This is a genomic window from Marinobacter iranensis, assembly GCF_029207565.1.
Taxonomy (GTDB): Bacteria; Pseudomonadota; Gammaproteobacteria; order Pseudomonadales; family Oleiphilaceae; genus Marinobacter; species Marinobacter iranensis.
The window spans coordinates 104,121-119,675 of record NZ_JANCMW010000015.1; the positions used below are offsets into that span (position 1 = coordinate 104,121).

The 15,555-nt window shown below is 58.2% G+C and carries 12 protein-coding genes; 3 read left to right on the forward strand and 9 right to left on the reverse strand.

Annotated elements, in window-relative coordinates; genetic code table 11:
- Nucleotides 1–83 precede the first annotated feature (83 nt).
- Nucleotides 84–524, reverse strand: coding sequence for a VOC family protein (locus NLU14_RS19330; RefSeq protein WP_275709659.1), 441 nt, complete (start codon nucleotides 522–524; stop codon nucleotides 84–86).
- 31 nt (nucleotides 525–555) lie between these two features.
- On the opposite strand from NLU14_RS19330, the gene NLU14_RS19335 reads away from it, so the two are divergent.
- Nucleotides 556–1,509, forward strand: a complete 954-nt coding sequence (locus NLU14_RS19335; RefSeq protein WP_275709661.1) for a DUF1853 family protein — start codon at nucleotides 556–558, stop codon at nucleotides 1,507–1,509.
- A 10-nt stretch (nucleotides 1,510–1,519) separates the two neighbouring features.
- Here NLU14_RS19335 and NLU14_RS19340 read toward each other — a convergent pair whose 3' ends face one another.
- Entirely contained in the window at nucleotides 1,520–2,581 is a 1,062-nt protein-coding gene (locus tag NLU14_RS19340) for a GGDEF domain-containing protein (RefSeq protein WP_275709663.1), read from the reverse strand.
- 193 nt (nucleotides 2,582–2,774) lie between these two features.
- Between NLU14_RS19340 and NLU14_RS19345 the strand changes: the two genes are divergently transcribed.
- Nucleotides 2,775–4,652 carry an MFS transporter gene (locus tag NLU14_RS19345; RefSeq protein WP_275709665.1) on the forward strand — a complete coding sequence of 626 codons (1,878 nt, stop codon included), beginning with the start codon at nucleotides 2,775–2,777 and terminating at the stop codon, nucleotides 4,650–4,652.
- 144 nt (nucleotides 4,653–4,796) lie between these two features.
- A complete protein-coding gene (locus tag NLU14_RS19350) occupies nucleotides 4,797–5,669 on the forward strand; it encodes a substrate-binding periplasmic protein (protein WP_275709667.1) in 873 nt (290 codons plus the stop codon).
- Between the two features lie 226 nt (nucleotides 5,670–5,895).
- Here NLU14_RS19350 and NLU14_RS19355 read toward each other — a convergent pair whose 3' ends face one another.
- The 7 genes from NLU14_RS19355 to NLU14_RS19385 all read right to left on the reverse strand — a co-directional run.
- Nucleotides 5,896–6,174: a hypothetical protein gene (locus NLU14_RS19355; protein WP_275709669.1), complete on the reverse strand. Its 279-nt coding sequence runs from the start codon at nucleotides 6,172–6,174 to the stop codon at nucleotides 5,896–5,898.
- A 431-nt stretch (nucleotides 6,175–6,605) separates the two neighbouring features.
- Complete coding sequence (locus NLU14_RS19360) at nucleotides 6,606–7,736, reverse strand: hypothetical protein (protein WP_275709670.1); 1,131 nt, start codon at nucleotides 7,734–7,736, stop codon at nucleotides 6,606–6,608.
- A complete protein-coding gene (locus NLU14_RS19365; RefSeq protein ID WP_275709671.1) occupies nucleotides 7,733–8,599 on the reverse strand; it encodes a hypothetical protein in 867 nt (288 codons plus the stop codon). The genes NLU14_RS19360 and NLU14_RS19365 overlap by 4 nt, the downstream gene beginning before the upstream one ends.
- A gap of 75 nt (nucleotides 8,600–8,674) precedes the next feature.
- Nucleotides 8,675–9,802 (reverse strand): hypothetical protein, encoded by a 1,128-nt coding sequence (locus NLU14_RS19370; protein ID WP_275709672.1) that lies wholly within the window; start codon nucleotides 9,800–9,802, stop codon nucleotides 8,675–8,677.
- Nucleotides 9,802–13,284 (reverse strand): toxin VasX, encoded by a 3,483-nt coding sequence (locus NLU14_RS19375; RefSeq protein ID WP_275709673.1) that lies wholly within the window; start codon nucleotides 13,282–13,284, stop codon nucleotides 9,802–9,804. The genes NLU14_RS19370 and NLU14_RS19375 overlap by 1 nt, the downstream gene beginning before the upstream one ends.
- 3 nt (nucleotides 13,285–13,287) lie before the next feature.
- Nucleotides 13,288–14,112 carry a DUF4123 domain-containing protein gene (locus NLU14_RS19380; RefSeq protein ID WP_275709674.1) on the reverse strand — a complete coding sequence of 275 codons (825 nt, stop codon included), beginning with the start codon at nucleotides 14,110–14,112 and terminating at the stop codon, nucleotides 13,288–13,290.
- On the reverse strand, nucleotides 14,109–15,555 hold a 1,447-nt coding region (locus tag NLU14_RS19385), incomplete at its 5' end, for a type VI secretion system Vgr family protein (RefSeq protein WP_275709675.1). The genes NLU14_RS19385 and NLU14_RS19380, both read right to left, overlap by 4 nt.

The following is a 15,555-nucleotide window of genomic DNA, read 5'->3' on the forward strand; positions in this document are numbered from 1 at the left end:
TTTCGAATTTTCGCGAATTTTACCTCAAAGACCGCCGGGTTGTCCTGCCGGCGGCGATTAAAGCGGCTTCACCTTGGGCACGGCTACCAGCTGCCGGTATTGTCCATACTGGCCCACGGCTCCTTCGGAGGGAGGGAATCACCTTTCTGGAGCAGCTCAATGGAGATGCCGTCCGGAGACCGGACAAACGCCATATGACCATCCCGGGGCGGTCGATTGATGGTAACGCCGTTGGCCTGAAGGTGGCTACACAAGGCGTATATATCATCCACCCGGTAGGCCAGGTGCCCGAAGTTGCGGCCACCCCCGTATTCTTCCGGATCCCAATTGTAGGTAAGCTCGATCATTGGCGCCTTGTCTTCCCTGGCCCGTGCTTCATCCTCGGGGGCTGCCAGGAAAACCAGGGTGAAGCGGCCTTTTTCACTGCTTTTGCGGCTGATTTCGACCATACCGAGCAGTTCACAGAAAAAATGCAGGGTCTCTTCCAGGTTACTCACCCGGATCATCGTGTGAAGGTACTGCATATTGCCTCTCCTGTTGGGTTATCCTGCCACCATGAGACAACGCCCTGAAACCACAGCCCATCTCCAGTACCGTGTTCCAGCCGTGCGCCATCTGGCGTGGATGTGTCATGCCCCCCAGCTTATCAGCTCTCCCATGGGATTTGATCCGGAAAATTATCTACCGGGAGATGTGCAAGAGCGATTGACAGCCTGGGATAACGCACCTCACCGAGGCCCGGCCGTGCTGACGGAACAGCCGGCACGGCGGCTTGGGCACTATTTCGAGCGCCTTTACGAGTGCATGATGCAGGATCTGCTCGGCTGGGAAGTACTGCTCAAGAACCAGCCAGTGAGAAGCAATGGCATTACCCTGGGAGAACTGGATTTCGTGGTCCGTAATCCGGCAGACAACCTTGTCGAGCATCACGAAATTGCCGTGAAATTCTACCTCGGCCATAGCGAGGCGGGCCAGGACACGCCGTTCTGGTACGGACCAAACGCACGGGACCGGCTGGACATCAAAACCCAGCGACTGACCGACCACCAGAGCCAATTGACCGACAGGCCCGAAGCCCGCAACCTCTTCGCATCGTTGGGGATAGAAACACCGGCCTTGTCACGAATTTTCATGCCCGGGTATCTGTTCTACCCGCTTGGCAAGTCACTCGCCCCGCCCGACAGCATTCCACCAAGCCACCTGCGCGGTGACTGGCTCTACATCGACGACCTGGATGAAATGGCGAAGGCAGGAGGACTGGAGGAAACAGGCAAGGCCGACACCACAAGATGGATTCCGCTGCTCAAACCTCACTGGCTGGGGCCCTGGCGCCAGAGGGACGCGCCCGACCAACGGGAAACGGAGGAAGCTCTGGAGGTGGTTCGCTCAGCCGGGATCCCCCGATTGTTCGCGGTACTGGAACCATCCCCGAAGGATGGCTACTGGCGCGAGACATCACGCCTGTTTGTGGTACCCGGTACGTGGCCGACATTGCCCGCCACGAAGTAACGCATCCGCCCTATACGACTTCCAGTTCTACCCGGTTCCGGCCACCTTCCTTGCTACGGTAGAGCGCACGGTCTGCCCGGCTGATGGCCGAATTCAGATCATCGTCCCGGCGGAACTCGCTGACCCCCGCACTCAGGGTGATATCAATCCGCTCACCGGTTTTCGCCAACCAGTCGTGAGCCAGAAGCGCCTCTCTCACCCGTTCCGCACTGGCCTGGGCGCTGTTCAGTCCGGTATTCGGAAGCACGGCAAGGAACTCTTCCCCGCCCCACCGGGCAATCAGATCCTGGGTACGCAACTGGGCTTTGATGATGCCGGCAACTTCCTCAAGCACCCGGTCGCCGGCCTCGTGCCCATGCTGATCATTAATGGCCTTGAAATGATCGATATCGAGCACAAGAAACGCGACCGGGTGACCACTCCGCTGAAAACGGGCCAGCTCTTTCTCCGCCAGATAGGTCATGTGACGGCGGTTAAAAAGGCCTGTCAACGGATCGGTTGTCGCCATTCGACGCAGCTTCCGGTTCGCCGTGGTCACCATGGTGAGGTAGAAAAACGAGAGGTAGCTGAACATGGCGAACACCACGCTCAGGTTGAACAGGTACACGGCCAGCAGGGCCCCGGGTGCAATCGGCTGCACTGGCTCGATAAACCACATCACCAGGTACAGGGCGACGTAATAACTCCAAAGCCCGAGCAACGACATTACGGCTGCCCGCAACCCCATGCTGACGAACAGCGCCGGGATAAACATCAGCAGGTAGTAGTGAAAGCCGCTGTCCCAGCCAATAAGCACAATGCCCAGCCCGGCGTGAATAATCACTTCCGCCCAGATCAGGCCAATGGCCAGGCGGTTCTGCTTTTTGCTCAGTGCCCGGTAGGCCACCACGTACATGGTGACGCTGATAACATTTACCCAGGCGAGAATGGGCGAGCCGAGGATATGGAAGAGAAAGAAAAAAGCCACATCAACCGTGGCTGCGATCTGACAACAGCGCTTCGCCACCTGCCAGAATTGCGGACGGCGCTCCCTGATGGGCTCCCTGGCAGACATGGATCTGGCCTGACTCATAAACAACAACTTCCAGAACGATTACACCCAGATTACGCCGAAAATCACAAACTTGCTCACCGCAATCGTAAAAAACTGAAAATCTTTGAAACCAACAGGCACGCCATGCATCCGCGTGCAACCGGCGCCCTGTTTCAGTAACCGGTTTGTGGCAGAATAATTCACACCAACAAGACGATGATGGATTTCAATCATGGACGACCACAGCCAGTTCCGGCTGCTTTCCGAGCGACGGTTCCTGCCCTTCTTCCTGACGCAGTTCTCCGGAGCCTTTAACGACAACCTGTTCCGCAACATCCTGCTGTTACTGATCACTTACACCGCCGGTGGCCTGCTGGGCCTGCCCATTGATGTGGTGGTGAATATCGCGGCTTTCCTGTTCATCGTGCCCTTTTTCCTGTTTTCCGGCATCGCGGGCCAACTGGCCGACAAGTATGAAAAATCCCGTGTTATTCGCTGGGTAAAACTCGCGGAAATCGCCATCATGGCACTGGCCGCCGTCGGGCTCTGGTTGGGCTGGTACGAGTCGCTGCTGTTGCTACTGTTCCTTATGGGCGTGCAATCCACGTTTTTTGGTCCCGTAAAGTACGCCATCCTGCCCCAGGTACTCCGGGATGACGAACTGGTGGGCGGCAATGCCCTGGTGGAAATGGGGACATTCGTGGCCATTCTTGTGGGCACCCTGGCTGCAGGCCTGCTGATGGGCAGCGACCAGCCGGAGAAACTCGCTGCTGTTGGGGTCCTTGCCCTGGCAGTCATCGGCTACCTTGCAGCGCGGCAGGTGCCGGTTACCGGCGCAACCAATCCCGACATGACCATACGCCTAAACCCCCTGCGGGAAACCTGGCACCTGATGCGCCTGGCTGCGGAAAATCACTCCGTTCTGCTGTGCATCATGGCCATCTCCTGGTTCTGGTTCCTTGGCGCGGCTTACCTAACCCAGTTCCCCAGCTTCGCCCAGACCGATCTTATGGGTGATGAAACCGTCGTCACTCTGCTGCTGGCAATATTCACCATCGGCATCGCCCTCGGGTCCGTGGCCTGTGAACGACTTTCCGGCCACCGAATCGAACTGGGCATTGTGCCGATTGGCTCTCTGGGCATCAGCCTGTTCGGGCTCGACCTCTACTTCAACATGCCCGCCAACCCGGTGCCGACCGACTGGTGGAAGATCCTGACCGACAGCCAGCACCGCCAGGTAGCCATCGACCTGCTGGGTATTGGCTTCTTCGGTGGCCTGTTTATCGTACCGCTTTACGCATTCGTGCAACGGGAAACCCCGGAGGAACGGCGTGCCCGTGTTATTGCGGCCCTGAACGTGTTCAACGCCCTGTTTATGGTGGTCAGCGCCATTATGGGCATCCTGATGCTGGGCGTTATCGGCCTCAGCATCCCCGAATTCTTCCTGGTGCTGTCCATCATGAACCTGGTGGTGGCGGGCTTCGTGTACCAGCAAGTGCCGGAATTTGCCCTCCGGTTTATCGTCTGGGTGCTCTCCCACACCATCTACCGGGTGCGCCACGAAGGCCTGCACCGCATTCCGGAAGAGGGGCCGGTGCTGTTGGTGTGCAACCACGTGACCTACATGGACGCTCTCGTCATCGCGGGCGCGATAAGACGGCCGGTTCGGTTCGTTATGGACTACCAGATCTTCAAAACGCCGATACTGGGTGCCATCTTCCGGCTCGCCAAAACCATTCCCATCGGCTCCCGCAACCGGGTGCCGGAGATTTACGATGCAGCCTTCGAGCGCATTGACGAGGAACTGGATGCTGGCCATGTCGTCTGTATCTTTCCCGAGGGGCGCTTGACCTCCGACGGAGAAGTAGCCACCTTCCGCAGCGGCGTGGAGGTCATCCTGGAGCGACGCCCGGTGCCGGTGGTGCCTATGGCACTGCGAGGGCTATGGGGCAGCTTCTTCAGCCACTGCGGCGGGCCGGCCCTGAAACACTTCCCCAGACGCTTCTGGTCACGGATCGAGCTGATCGCGGGTGAGCCAGTGAGCGCGCAGGAGGCCAACGCCGAACGGCTGGAAGAAAAGGTTAAAACCCTGAGGGGCAATCACCGTTAGACCTGCCTTACGACGGACCGGTTGTAATACGCTGAGCGGCTGCTACTCTTTGACTATCATCAATTTTTCAGTGCGATCAATTCCCGGCGGTGTAAGGACCTAATCACCGCCGCCCGATCAGCACCTCCTTTGGTGGATGAAAAGATGTATACGCAGGGATCGCACTGGTACGATCGGCTGTTCAATCGGTTAATCAGGCGGCTATTAAACCAGCCCCGCAACACCCTTGCCGGTGCGCTGATTGCCTGTGCCCTCGCCCTCCCGCTTCAGGCCGATGAAGCAGCCCCGGCAGTCAGGCTCACCAACGGACACTGGCCTCCCTACATGGAGAACACACCACCCCACTTCGGGGTAATTTCGCACATCGTTACCCTGGCCTTTGCCAAAGAGGATATACCGGTAGCCTACGGCTTCTTCCCCTGGTCCCGGGCACGTATGCTTGCGGGAAAAGGCCTGTGGGACGGCTCCGTTGCCTGGACCTGCCGCCCGGAACTGCTGAAGCGCTTTTATTTCAGCGACCCCATCGTCGCCCACAACTACGCCCTGTTCCATCGCACCAACATGGATTTTGACTGGGACGAAATAAAAGACCTTGAAAGCTACCGCTTAGGCCTGACCCAGGACTACAACTATGGTGAAGAATTCGAGGAAGCCGTTGCCGCTGGCACCATCAGCGCGGATATCACCACCTCCGACGAATCCAACTTCCGCAAACTCGCCGCTGGCCGCATCGACCTGTTCCCCATGGAGCCCGCCGTGGGCATGGGCATGCTGAAAGAGCTCGGGCTGAGCGACAGGATCACCTTCCACACCACGCCCCTGCAATCGGATTACTTGTACCTGATCCTGTCCAGGCGGGCACCTGAGAGTGAGCGGTATCTGAAAGCGTTTAACGAGGGGCTCAACGAGCTGCGAGCGTCTGGCAGATTGGAGGCGTTGATTACAACCTCGCTGCCGGATTTGCCGGCTCGGTATTTGGTTGTTGAGGATGGGGATAAGGTGCAGTGTGTTGAGTGAAGTCGACTACAATGTCTTTCCAGATTGGTCTATCGCCAACCTTGCCTCTGATTACTTGAAATTTGGACTGAGTCGTCTCACCCCAAAACAGTCTAACTGCATTATCTGGATATATATGAACATGCAGATATAAATCATCCTTAGTGCGTTCGGGGACAAAAACTTCCTTTGACCTATCCTCTACTCTCATCCCAGAGCCGTATTGATTTTGGGTAACACTAAGCTTTCACTGAACATTTACCCTGTCTTTCTCTACTGCAGCACAGCATATAACACCACTTCCGGTTGAATACCCATTAAAAGCGGCTGCATTACCAATCCAGATATCGCCTACAACAGCCTCTGAGATAGGCCTTTCTGTATGATTATGCAATACAAAAGCAGTTTCTGTAGTAGTAGAGGCATAGTTCCATACAATTAGACTAGCTATTACCAGAACAAGTACGACTTGCAGCCTAACGGGCAGCGGATCCAGAACTTTGTTCATTAACCAGCGACCGATCATTGACTTCCCCAATACCGCCCCGTCGATTAACTCAACTAATGGTTTTTGCTACTAACCGCACGTCTTTACCACTCTGAAATTTCGGCAGACGGTGCAGTTTCATGACAAGTCGCAAATTATTTTGCGTCCAGGCGTCCGACAAACATGTCTGATTTGGCTCTGCTGTCGACCAGCATGAAAACAAGCACATCCTTTTTCTCAACTTTGTTCCGTAAGCTGTGGTTATTGAATATCAGATCTCCGCTCACTTCGTCTTGATATTGGTCCCGAATTACCACAAATTGGTATCCTTTACCCGGGCCTTCGGCACACAGATCAAAGCACTCAAACGGAACAAGGGAATGTGACTTCTGTCGGATCGATTCCATGCTCGTTAAGCAATTCGGCTATGCTGGACACCCTTGCTACTCTAAAAATCAGCTACCGCTAGGTCACGCAGTCATCGAGGCCTCACCTACAAACTCCTCACTAACTTGGGCAAAGATCTCAGTAACCGGCTTTTGCGGATCCGCTTTTTGCAGTTCCAGCACGCGCCTGTTATGGCGCGTCAGTTCTTCACTGGGTTTGGCCCATTGGTCTTCCGGAAGCGATTCAGACCACTCCACCATGGCCTTGGGCAGCGTTTTCCGGCTCATGCGTTTGATCTTCTTGACCTCCCACTCCACCAGCCGGTTCGGGATGGTCCAGAAAGTCATCAGGTGGTAGAGGTACCAGCCTAGGGTATGGAACCAGCCCACCTCGCCGGCCCGGCGGCGCTGGTGCAGGCGTGCCTTGGCGTTGCAGAACACGTGCACGCCCTCCCAGGGCGGGTCGTCCTGGCCTTGCAGCTCCAGCGGATCCTGGATTTCCTTCAGGGTATGCACCTCATACTCCATATAGGCCCGGATGGCCTCCCAGTTACTGATGGCCTGGGGCAAACCGTAAGTCTGGAATTCCAGCGTGTATTTCTCGCCGGTTTGCGGGTGGAGAAAACCCACTCCGAAGCCGTATTGGCGCTGTACACCGTACTCGGTCACCCCCTGGGCCTCGGTCACCCAGGCCACCAGTTCCTCCCAGGGCACGAAGATAGGCTCACTACGGCCCTTGGGCACGAAGCACACCTCGCGGCGCTGGCGGTTAAAGCGGGTGGGCATAACAGTTTTGTACTTGAGGTGTTGGTGGTACCAAATGCCCAGGCTGAGCAATAGGAAAAATGCCCACGCCCATAAGCCAATCCAGAAACCGGCATCAAAAATTTGCCAGAACACACGGAAGGCATCCTCCTTGGTGCCAAAGTGAAAACCGGCGGCCAAGGCAATCAATGGACCTACAACTGCAGACAACAAAAACAACCCAAAAGGGCCGCCAAGAGTCATCTGCCAGCCAAAAACCGGTGGTAGCCCCACCCCGAAGTCCAGGTAACGATCATTCACCTCCCCCACCGCATGTCCGTGGTCCGTGGGCGGCAAGCCAGTGGGCAGGGGCAGAGGGGCCAGGAAGGTGAGCCGGCCGCTGGGGAAAGTCTCCACCTTGCCGGCCTTGGGGGCATTCGCTATATCCGCCTTGGGCGTTTCCATCGTCATTCGAAGATGTCCAGTTCCATAAAGGGATTGCGTACCTGGTACCAGAAGGTCCTGCCCTCCTTATCCTGGGGAGGTTCCTGGACGGGCGTCACTGGCCAGTCACTGTCCGGCGTTACCTTGAGCATGTACACCTCCTGGGTGTACCGGTCTTCCGAATGCAGGGTGTCCAGCCGGACCATCAGCGCCAAGTCACGGGTTTCGGGATCCGGACCGCTCTTGCTGTGGTCCGGGGGCGAGAACGTCAGCTGCAGGTGCCCGCTCCCGTCCCGGATGTCCAGGTTCGTCAGGATATCATGGGAACAGCGCACCCAGGTTTCCGGGGTATCACGGAACCAGCCCGAGCGTTCCGGCCGGATGCGCCACGCGCTGAGCCACACCCGCCGGGACGCCGGCTGGCCCAGGGGCTCGATCAACCCCTCTGCCGTCAGGGCGTGGCAGTTCAGCACCAATTGGTCCTTACCGTCTTCCTCTTCCGCCGGTACCTTCTCCAGGGACAGGCTGTTACCAAGCCGGGCGAAAGCCTGCTCGTACTCCTCCAGCGATCCGTTGTGGACCTGGTCGGGCTCCCGGGACCAGGGGGTGGTCTGCAGCCACTGGTCGCGCTCGCTCAGATTGTAGCGGTTGTACAGCCAGGTGCCCCCCAGCTCGAATACAGTGAACACCAGCCCGGCAATGTTCAGGCGGGCGAACAGGCTGGACAGGGGGGTGCCGGCGGTGGCCCAAACAGTAGCCTTGGCGACATCGTCACTGGCTCGCACCACGCCCAACCCCATCTGGACGGACCGGCCAAACCCGTAGGCATTGGTCACCGCCAGCCCGCCGCTGCCCACCATGCCGAGAGTCGCACAACCAGTTGTTGGCATGCTTGGGTGCCGATGGCGGCGCTGATCGTACCCTAGGCCATGCTACCCACCCACACATGCAGCTTGCCCCCCCAATCAAGCAGTCAACGAGGCCTCACCTGAAAACTCCTCACAAACCTGGGCAAAGATCTCAGTGACAGGCCTTTGGGGATCCCCCTTTTGCAGTTCCAACACCCGCTTGCTTTGGCGCTTCAGTTCCTCGCTGGGTTTGGCCCACTGCTCTTCCGGTAGCGGTTCAGACCACTCCGCCATGGCCTTGGGCAGCGTTTTCCAGCTCATGCGTTTGATCTTCTTGACCTCCCACTCCACCAACCGGTTCGGGAGGGTCCAAAAGGTCATTAGGTGGTACAGGTACCAGCCGCTCAGGTAGAGCACTCCCCGCTTGCCTTCCCGGTAATCCTCATGAAGGCGTTTGCGGGCATTGCGGAAAACATGGACACCCTCCCAGGGCGGATCATCCGGCCCCTGAAGTTCCAATGGGTCCTGGATCTCTTTCAGGGTGTGTACTTCATACTCCATGTACGCCCGGATAGCCTCCCAGGTGCTGATGGCCTGGGACTGGCCGTAGGTTTCAAACTCCAGAGTGTATTTCTCGCCCGTGGCTGGGTGATAGAAGCCAATGCCAAAGCCGTACTGGCGTTGCACGCCATATTCGGTAACGCCCTGGGCTTCTGTCACCCAGGCGACCAGCTCTTCCCAGGGAACGAAGATCGGCGTCTTCTCTCCCTCCGGTACAAAACACACTTCGCGGCATTGGCGGTTGAAGCGGGTGGGGATTACCGATTCAAGCTTCAGGTGGTCTCGGTACCAAATACCGAGGCCGAGCAATAGGAAGAAACTACAGGCCCAAAAAGCAAGCTCGAAGGCATAATCAAAAGTTACTCGCCACCCCCATAGAGCATCCTCCCAGCCATTGCCAAAAGAAAATCCTCCAAGAAAGACAATGAAGGGGAGGAAAAAAGCAAAAAGCAAAAAGCAAAAAAAGGGTATGCCCAAAGTGGCCTGCCAACCAAACACTGGAGTTACACCCGTTCCAAAATCCAGGTAGCCGCCATTCACTTCCCCCACCGCATGGCCATGATCCACCGGAGGCAGGCCGGTTGGCAGGGGCCTGGGGGATAAAAAGGTCAGCCGGCCACTCGGGAAGGGCTCGGAACGCCCCGCGCGGGGCGGCTGTTCTGACTGGGCATTCTTTGGGTTCATTAAAGTCCATCCGTCACAATGAGGGGTTGGCGGAGTCGCCACCAAGTAATCTCTGCTTTCGGTGCCTCCTGCACAGGTGTCAGGGGGTACTGGGTGTCCGGAGTCACCTTCAACATATAAACGGCACCGGTATAGGCTCCATCTTCCTGCAATGTTTCCAGCTTGACCATCAAGCCCAGGTCCCGGGTGCGGATGCCATGCCGGGTCTTCTCATGGGCCGGTGGCCTGAAGGCCAGTTGCAGGTGACCAGTATCGACCGACTGCTCCAGGCTACTCAAAATGGCACCGGTACAGGGTACCCAGGTTTCCGGTTGGAGGGAGAACATCCCCCTTCGCCCCGGCTGGATGCGCCATGCGGCGATTGATAGCCGGTGGGGCACGTTGCCTTCCAGAGGCTCCATCAGGCTGTCCGCCGGCAAACCATGGCAGTTTAACCGTAACCTGGAAGGTTCTTCGTCCTCGCTGGGCACTTCGTCAAGGGTGACACTGTTGCCAATCCGGGCAAAGGCCTCTACATAGTCGTCAAGCGAGCCATTGTGGACCTGCCCAGGCTCCCGTGACCAGGGCGTGGTTTGCAGCCATTCATCCCGCTCGCTCAGGTTGTAACGGTTATACAGCCAGGTACCGCCCAACTCAAAAACCGTGAACACCAGCCCCGCCACATTCAGGCGGGCAAACAGACCGGACAAGGTACGGCCTGCAACGGCCCAGGCTTCAGCCCGAGCGATTCCCTTGCTGGCTCGGCGCACGGCCCGCGCCATACTCAAGGTGCGCCCGAATCCATACATATTGGTAACCGCTAAACCGCCACTGCCAACCATCCCCAGCACTGCACCTGCCTGGGCTTCAGTATTGCCAGTCTGAACCGCCTTTAGCCAGTTTTCCCGATGCTTGTAGGCGCTTATTCCAGCGCTGACAGCTCCAAACAGATAGGCAGGACCACCAAGCCAAACATGCAATTTACCCATTCGGATATGCACACTAGTCAAGGCACTGTGCTGCCAGGCACCAGCCAGGGCCTGTACCCTGGCACCATAGGCAGTGTCCGTGATGCCCTGAGCAGCCAGAAAACCTGATGCTGAGGTGGCTCCAAAACTTTCACCCAGACGTTTCAGGTTATCTTGCAAATTCCTCTGCTTGTTATCCGTTGAAAAAAGCTCACCCAATGCATTTCCAAAAATAGCCAGCTGAACCCCAAATACCAAAACCCCAAGCCCATCCCCCATAAGGTTCACCCGGGGAGCCGAGGCCAAACCCTGCCGGAAATGCCCAACCAGTCGTCCAACTTCCTGCTGGGCCAATGGCGGCGGAACCAACGTTATGCCGGCACGGCCGGTGGTGGCCGGTTCCAGTTTCAGGCCGGTGTCGGTTTCCTCAACCGGGCTGAGGGCGGCAGCCACGCGTTTACCGATTTCACGGTGCTCTTCGCGGGTAGCCTTGAATTCAGTCACCAATCCCTGGGCTTTTTCGGAAAGATGGCCATGGGTGGATTTGGCAACATCGTGCTGGTTCTGAAGCTGCTTCATCCGTTGATCCAGTTGCAGCATCTGCCTGAGGTTGTCCCGGAAGGTCGCCAACTCGCTTGCAGAAGCAAAGCGGAATTCCGCCTTGCCCTGGTCTATGGCGTCCAGCATCCGCCGCTTGAAAAAATACGGCAGGTCCCGGAACAGATCATCCAGTTCCGGTAGGGCCTGGCTGTCGATGGCTTTGTAGAGCTCACCAACAGCGCGCCCCTTGGCCCGGGCAATAGCCGGAGCGAGGGTGTCCCCCACCCCCTCCGCTTTTTGTTGGATTTGCTGCGAGTAGTGGGAATAATCCGGAAGCTTGCCCTGCTCTGCCGCTTTTACCCGCTGGATCCACTCCGCCGCCTTGGTAACCACGGCGTAGCCAGCGGAGCCAACCGCCACATAGGTTTTGGCCAGTTCACCGTCTTCGGAGCGGTCATTCTTTGGCAGCGTCTGGAACAGGGGGAGACTGTATTGGGGGTTCTGTTCCAGCCACTCCAGCACGCCGTCACTCGCCTCGTCGGAACGGCAGATGTCTTTCCGGCAGGCGTACTCCAGGTCCAGCGCCGCCTCGATCTGCACTTCGTCTTCCGGGTCAAAATACCACGCGGCCTGGTGATAGCGGTTGTCTGTCAGCAGTTGAATACGATCGCTGGTTATATCCGTCAGCAGCGACTGCCAGCGGGCCAGCTTCTCACGCTGGCCGGCCATGTACTGGTCCATGTCCTCACGGTCGATCAGGTCGTTGATTCCACGGTGGCCAAAACCTCGCCCTTCCAGAGCCGCCTTCAGATTATCGCGATGCGCCTTCTCCAAGGCGACAATGCCTTCTATGTGGGAGTCCACAAAATCCGGCCTGGCCCCTTCCATGGCTTGTCGCAGGTACCACTCGTCCACCGCTCTCTGCATTTTGGGAAGGATGCCGTAGGCGTTGGTCCGGTTGGCTGTACTCCGGATCTCTTCAACCCTTGATTTAACGTCAGGGGGAAGCGACGCATCATTGGGGCCAGGTCTCGTTTCATCCTCGAGTTGTCTCAATGCTGCCAGCAATGCGGACTGGGTGTTTGAACGGTCGCTTTCCGGCATGGCTTCCAGGTCCTGCCCCATGGAGACAATGGCAGGGTGGTCCGAATTGGCCACCATGGCATCCAGTCCCTGTTCGTCCTGCAGGGTCATGGACTCAATCAGTGTGCCAAGAAAATAGTCTCGCTCGTCGTCTCCCTCACTTGTCCAGCTTTCGATCCAGCCCACCACATCGTCCTGGTGCTGGGCAAGGTCCAGCATTACGCCCACGTCGTCCCTCAGGACAAGGCAGAGGCAATTGGAAACATCGTCGATGGACTGCTGCTTGATCAGCTTGCCGAACCGGCTCTTGTGGTAATAAGGCTGGTTCTCCCAGTGGTAGGGTTCACCTTCCTGCGGGTGGGCGCCTTCGGGGGGTTCCGGGGTGCCGTCTTCGGCAAATTCGGCCACCCATTCCCTGGCCTGGTCCGAGGTAAGCAGGTATTCACCGCCGCTCAGTGGCGAGGCGCTGGCCAGGTTGACTCTCTGCAGCAGCGCATCACGCTCTTGTGGGTCGTCCAGTACCTGTGCTTTCTTGCGGGCTGTCCATGCCAGTTCCGAGAAGGCAACGTACAGCGTATGGGATACTGGGTACTCCAGCTTGCCGTCGTTGTGGCCCGTCAGTTCACCGTCTTCATGCAGATACTCGTGGAGCTCCCCGGTATCCGCGTCCAGTACATAAAGGTAGCCATGCCTCAGGAGGCGGTAGCCAAGGGGGCGGGAGGTCAGTGAGTAAGGGTACCCGGGGTCTGTATCAGCGGGCGCCACTTCCGCCCGGCCATACCGAATGGGTAGCAGGTGCACGGTTTTCAGCAGTGGGCATGAAGCGGGCTCATCAATGGGGGTGCCTGGCTGTTCCCAGCACAAAAGATCGTTGCTTGTCCGGTCGTCAGTGGGGCGTTGTATCCGTGTCATTGCTCATCCTTGATCCAATGGGGGTGCCGTTTCCATCACGGCATTTCTATCGGCTTGTCGTGGTAATGTTGCGAACAGGAATTGCATCACCTCACGCAAGTTATTGCACCCGCTGCCAAGTGCCTCTTCCAGTATTCTCCCGAGCGCCGGGTAGGCATCCATCAAATCAGGGCCACCCAACTGGTTGCGCACCGACTCATCCAGATTGTTCCATATCTGCAGTGCGCCTTTGCGCCGATTGAAGGCGTCGAAAGCACCCTTCAAGTCCGGCGAGCCTATCATTTTTCCGGGCTGGTCACCTGTGCTGCCTGGCTGAACGGCCGGAGGCTCGACAAGGTGCCACTGTTCAGAGATACGATCCGGAACAATCAATCGATCCACGGCCCTGGTGGGGAAACGGGGCAGGTTGCCCCCGATCACCCTCCTGGCCAGCGCCGGATGGGCAATGCGAACCAGTTCTTCACAACCCGGCGCCATTTCTACCTGCAGGTGGGACCGCATCCAGCGGGTACAGGTAGCACGGTCTGTGGCTGAAACCAGCAAATACCCCTGCTCTTGCATGGCCCCCTGCTCCAGGAACCCTTGCAGCACCGGGTCTTCCGGGCCACTGAGCCATACAAGCCAGGGGGACAGGTCTGAAACCGCCTCCCAGCGGGTTGCAACGTACAGGCACTCCGCGTTAAAGGGCTGGCCACCGGCCCACTGGTATATCTGTTCACCGAGCCCCGGGATAGCGACACCATCCAGGACAAGCCCAACAGGGTGATGGTCAGGCCAGTGAACATGGGTAAACGGCGACTCCGACACGGGCCAGCAATCCTGATTCATGAGTTTTGCTCCTCACAAACCGGGCAGATTGCATTCCCCTTCCTGAGTGCCGCAACCTGGGACTCTACATTAATGGCCGGGGCGTTTTCCCGCTGTTCAACCTCTGCCAGTGCCTCCTGCTCGGGCTCGTGGGGCTGGTCGCCCTCAAGAACCTCCGGCATTTCCGCCATCACCACACCCTGCCCCGAACCACTGCCCGGCGAACCACCGGAGTTGATCTTGATAGCGGCCCCTACCAACGTCACGCCACTCGGGTCCAGTTTCAGCAGGCTGCCGCCGGCGGAGATGGTGAGTTCCGAGCCCGCATCCAGTACCACTTTGGCGCCCGCCTTGTGGTGAACTTCGGTGCCGGCTTCGCTGAGGGTGCCCTGGGCGGACTTCTGGTGGAAGGTGCCACCGATGTTCTGGCTGCAGCCGCCACCGACGGTCTCTCGCTGTTCCCCATCCACGGTGCAGTGATCGTCGCCCTTGATGTGGCTGAACTCGTTGCTGTCCACCGTTCGGTGGCTGTCATTTTTGATGACTTCCGTGCGGTTGTTCTCCGTCAGCAGGTCCAGGTCTTTCTGGGCGTGGACGTAGATCTGTTCTTTGTCCGCTTCGTCCTCAAACCGCAGTTCGTTACTGCCCTCGCCCTTGTGGGTCTGGGTTTTTATTGTGGTTCTGGTTTTGTGTTCCGGCAGCGCGTACGGCGGTGTGTTGGTGGCGTGGTAGGTTCGGCCGGTAATGATCGGCTGGTCCGGGTCGCCGTCCAGGAAGCTGACGATGACTTCGTGGCCGATCCTGGGTAATGCCATGAAGCCATACTGGCCTCCGGCCCAGCCCTGGCTGACTCGTAGCCAGGCGCTTGAGTGTTCGTCGTTCTTTGAATAGCGATCCCACGGGAATCGTACTTTGACTCTTCCATGTTCGTCGCAGTGGATCTCTTCGCCTTCCGGGCCGGTGACCATGGCGATCTGGGGGCCGTCCATCAGTGGGCGGTGTTGGATCTGTGGCCGCCAGGTGCGGTCCGCGGGAATGGCGTTGAAGGCGTTGTGGTAGGTGGTGGCGCCGTTGTTGCCATCCTCTTCCAGGGCCTGGGGCTGTTCCCCGGTGTGGCTGATGCGGGTGAACAGCCATTCCCGGTTCAGGCGCGGGTTGTCGTGTTCGGTGAGTGCCACCTTGGCACCCACGGTGAAGTCGGGGCGGTTGCTCTGGCCGTCGGCGGTGGTGGCGTCGTTCCTGAGGGCCTCCAGGCGGCTTTCGGTGAACGGCTGGCCGCTGGCATCCTGTTTGAAGCGGCCGGGGTAGTCATAATGTTGGTAGTCTTCCCGCTGGGCCTCGAGCCTGTCGGCCTGGTGTTCGTGCATCAGGGCGTAGGCGGGGTTTTTGAAGGTGTAGTCCTTCATGGCCACGGAGGCGGCCCGGATCCGTTCCTGGTAGCGGAACTGGAAGACGGCGCTCTGG

Excerpts from the sequence above, each read along its gene's own strand:
- NLU14_RS19380 (WP_275709674.1), bottom strand. The coding sequence starts at position 14,112 with ATGAATCAGGATTGCTGGCCCGTGTCGGAGTCGCCGTTTACCCATGTT.
- NLU14_RS19360 (WP_275709670.1), bottom strand. The coding sequence starts at position 7,736 with ATGACGATGGAAACGCCCAAGGCGGATATAGCGAATGCCCCCAAGGCC.
- NLU14_RS19330 (WP_275709659.1), bottom strand. The coding sequence starts at position 524 with ATGCAGTACCTTCACACGATGATCCGGGTGAGTAACCTGGAAGAGACC.
- NLU14_RS19350 (WP_275709667.1), top strand. The coding sequence starts at position 4,797 with ATGTATACGCAGGGATCGCACTGGTACGATCGGCTGTTCAATCGGTTA.
- NLU14_RS19345 (WP_275709665.1), top strand. The coding sequence starts at position 2,775 with ATGGACGACCACAGCCAGTTCCGGCTGCTTTCCGAGCGACGGTTCCTG.
- NLU14_RS19335 (WP_275709661.1), top strand. The coding sequence starts at position 556 with ATGAGACAACGCCCTGAAACCACAGCCCATCTCCAGTACCGTGTTCCA.
- NLU14_RS19365 (WP_275709671.1), bottom strand. The coding sequence starts at position 8,599 with ATGCCAACAACTGGTTGTGCGACTCTCGGCATGGTGGGCAGCGGCGGG.
- NLU14_RS19375 (WP_275709673.1), bottom strand. The coding sequence starts at position 13,284 with ATGACACGGATACAACGCCCCACTGACGACCGGACAAGCAACGATCTT.
- NLU14_RS19370 (WP_275709672.1), bottom strand. The coding sequence starts at position 9,802 with ATGAACCCAAAGAATGCCCAGTCAGAACAGCCGCCCCGCGCGGGGCGT.
- NLU14_RS19340 (WP_275709663.1), bottom strand. The coding sequence starts at position 2,581 with ATGAGTCAGGCCAGATCCATGTCTGCCAGGGAGCCCATCAGGGAGCGC.
- NLU14_RS19355 (WP_275709669.1), bottom strand. The coding sequence starts at position 6,174 with ATGATCGGTCGCTGGTTAATGAACAAAGTTCTGGATCCGCTGCCCGTT.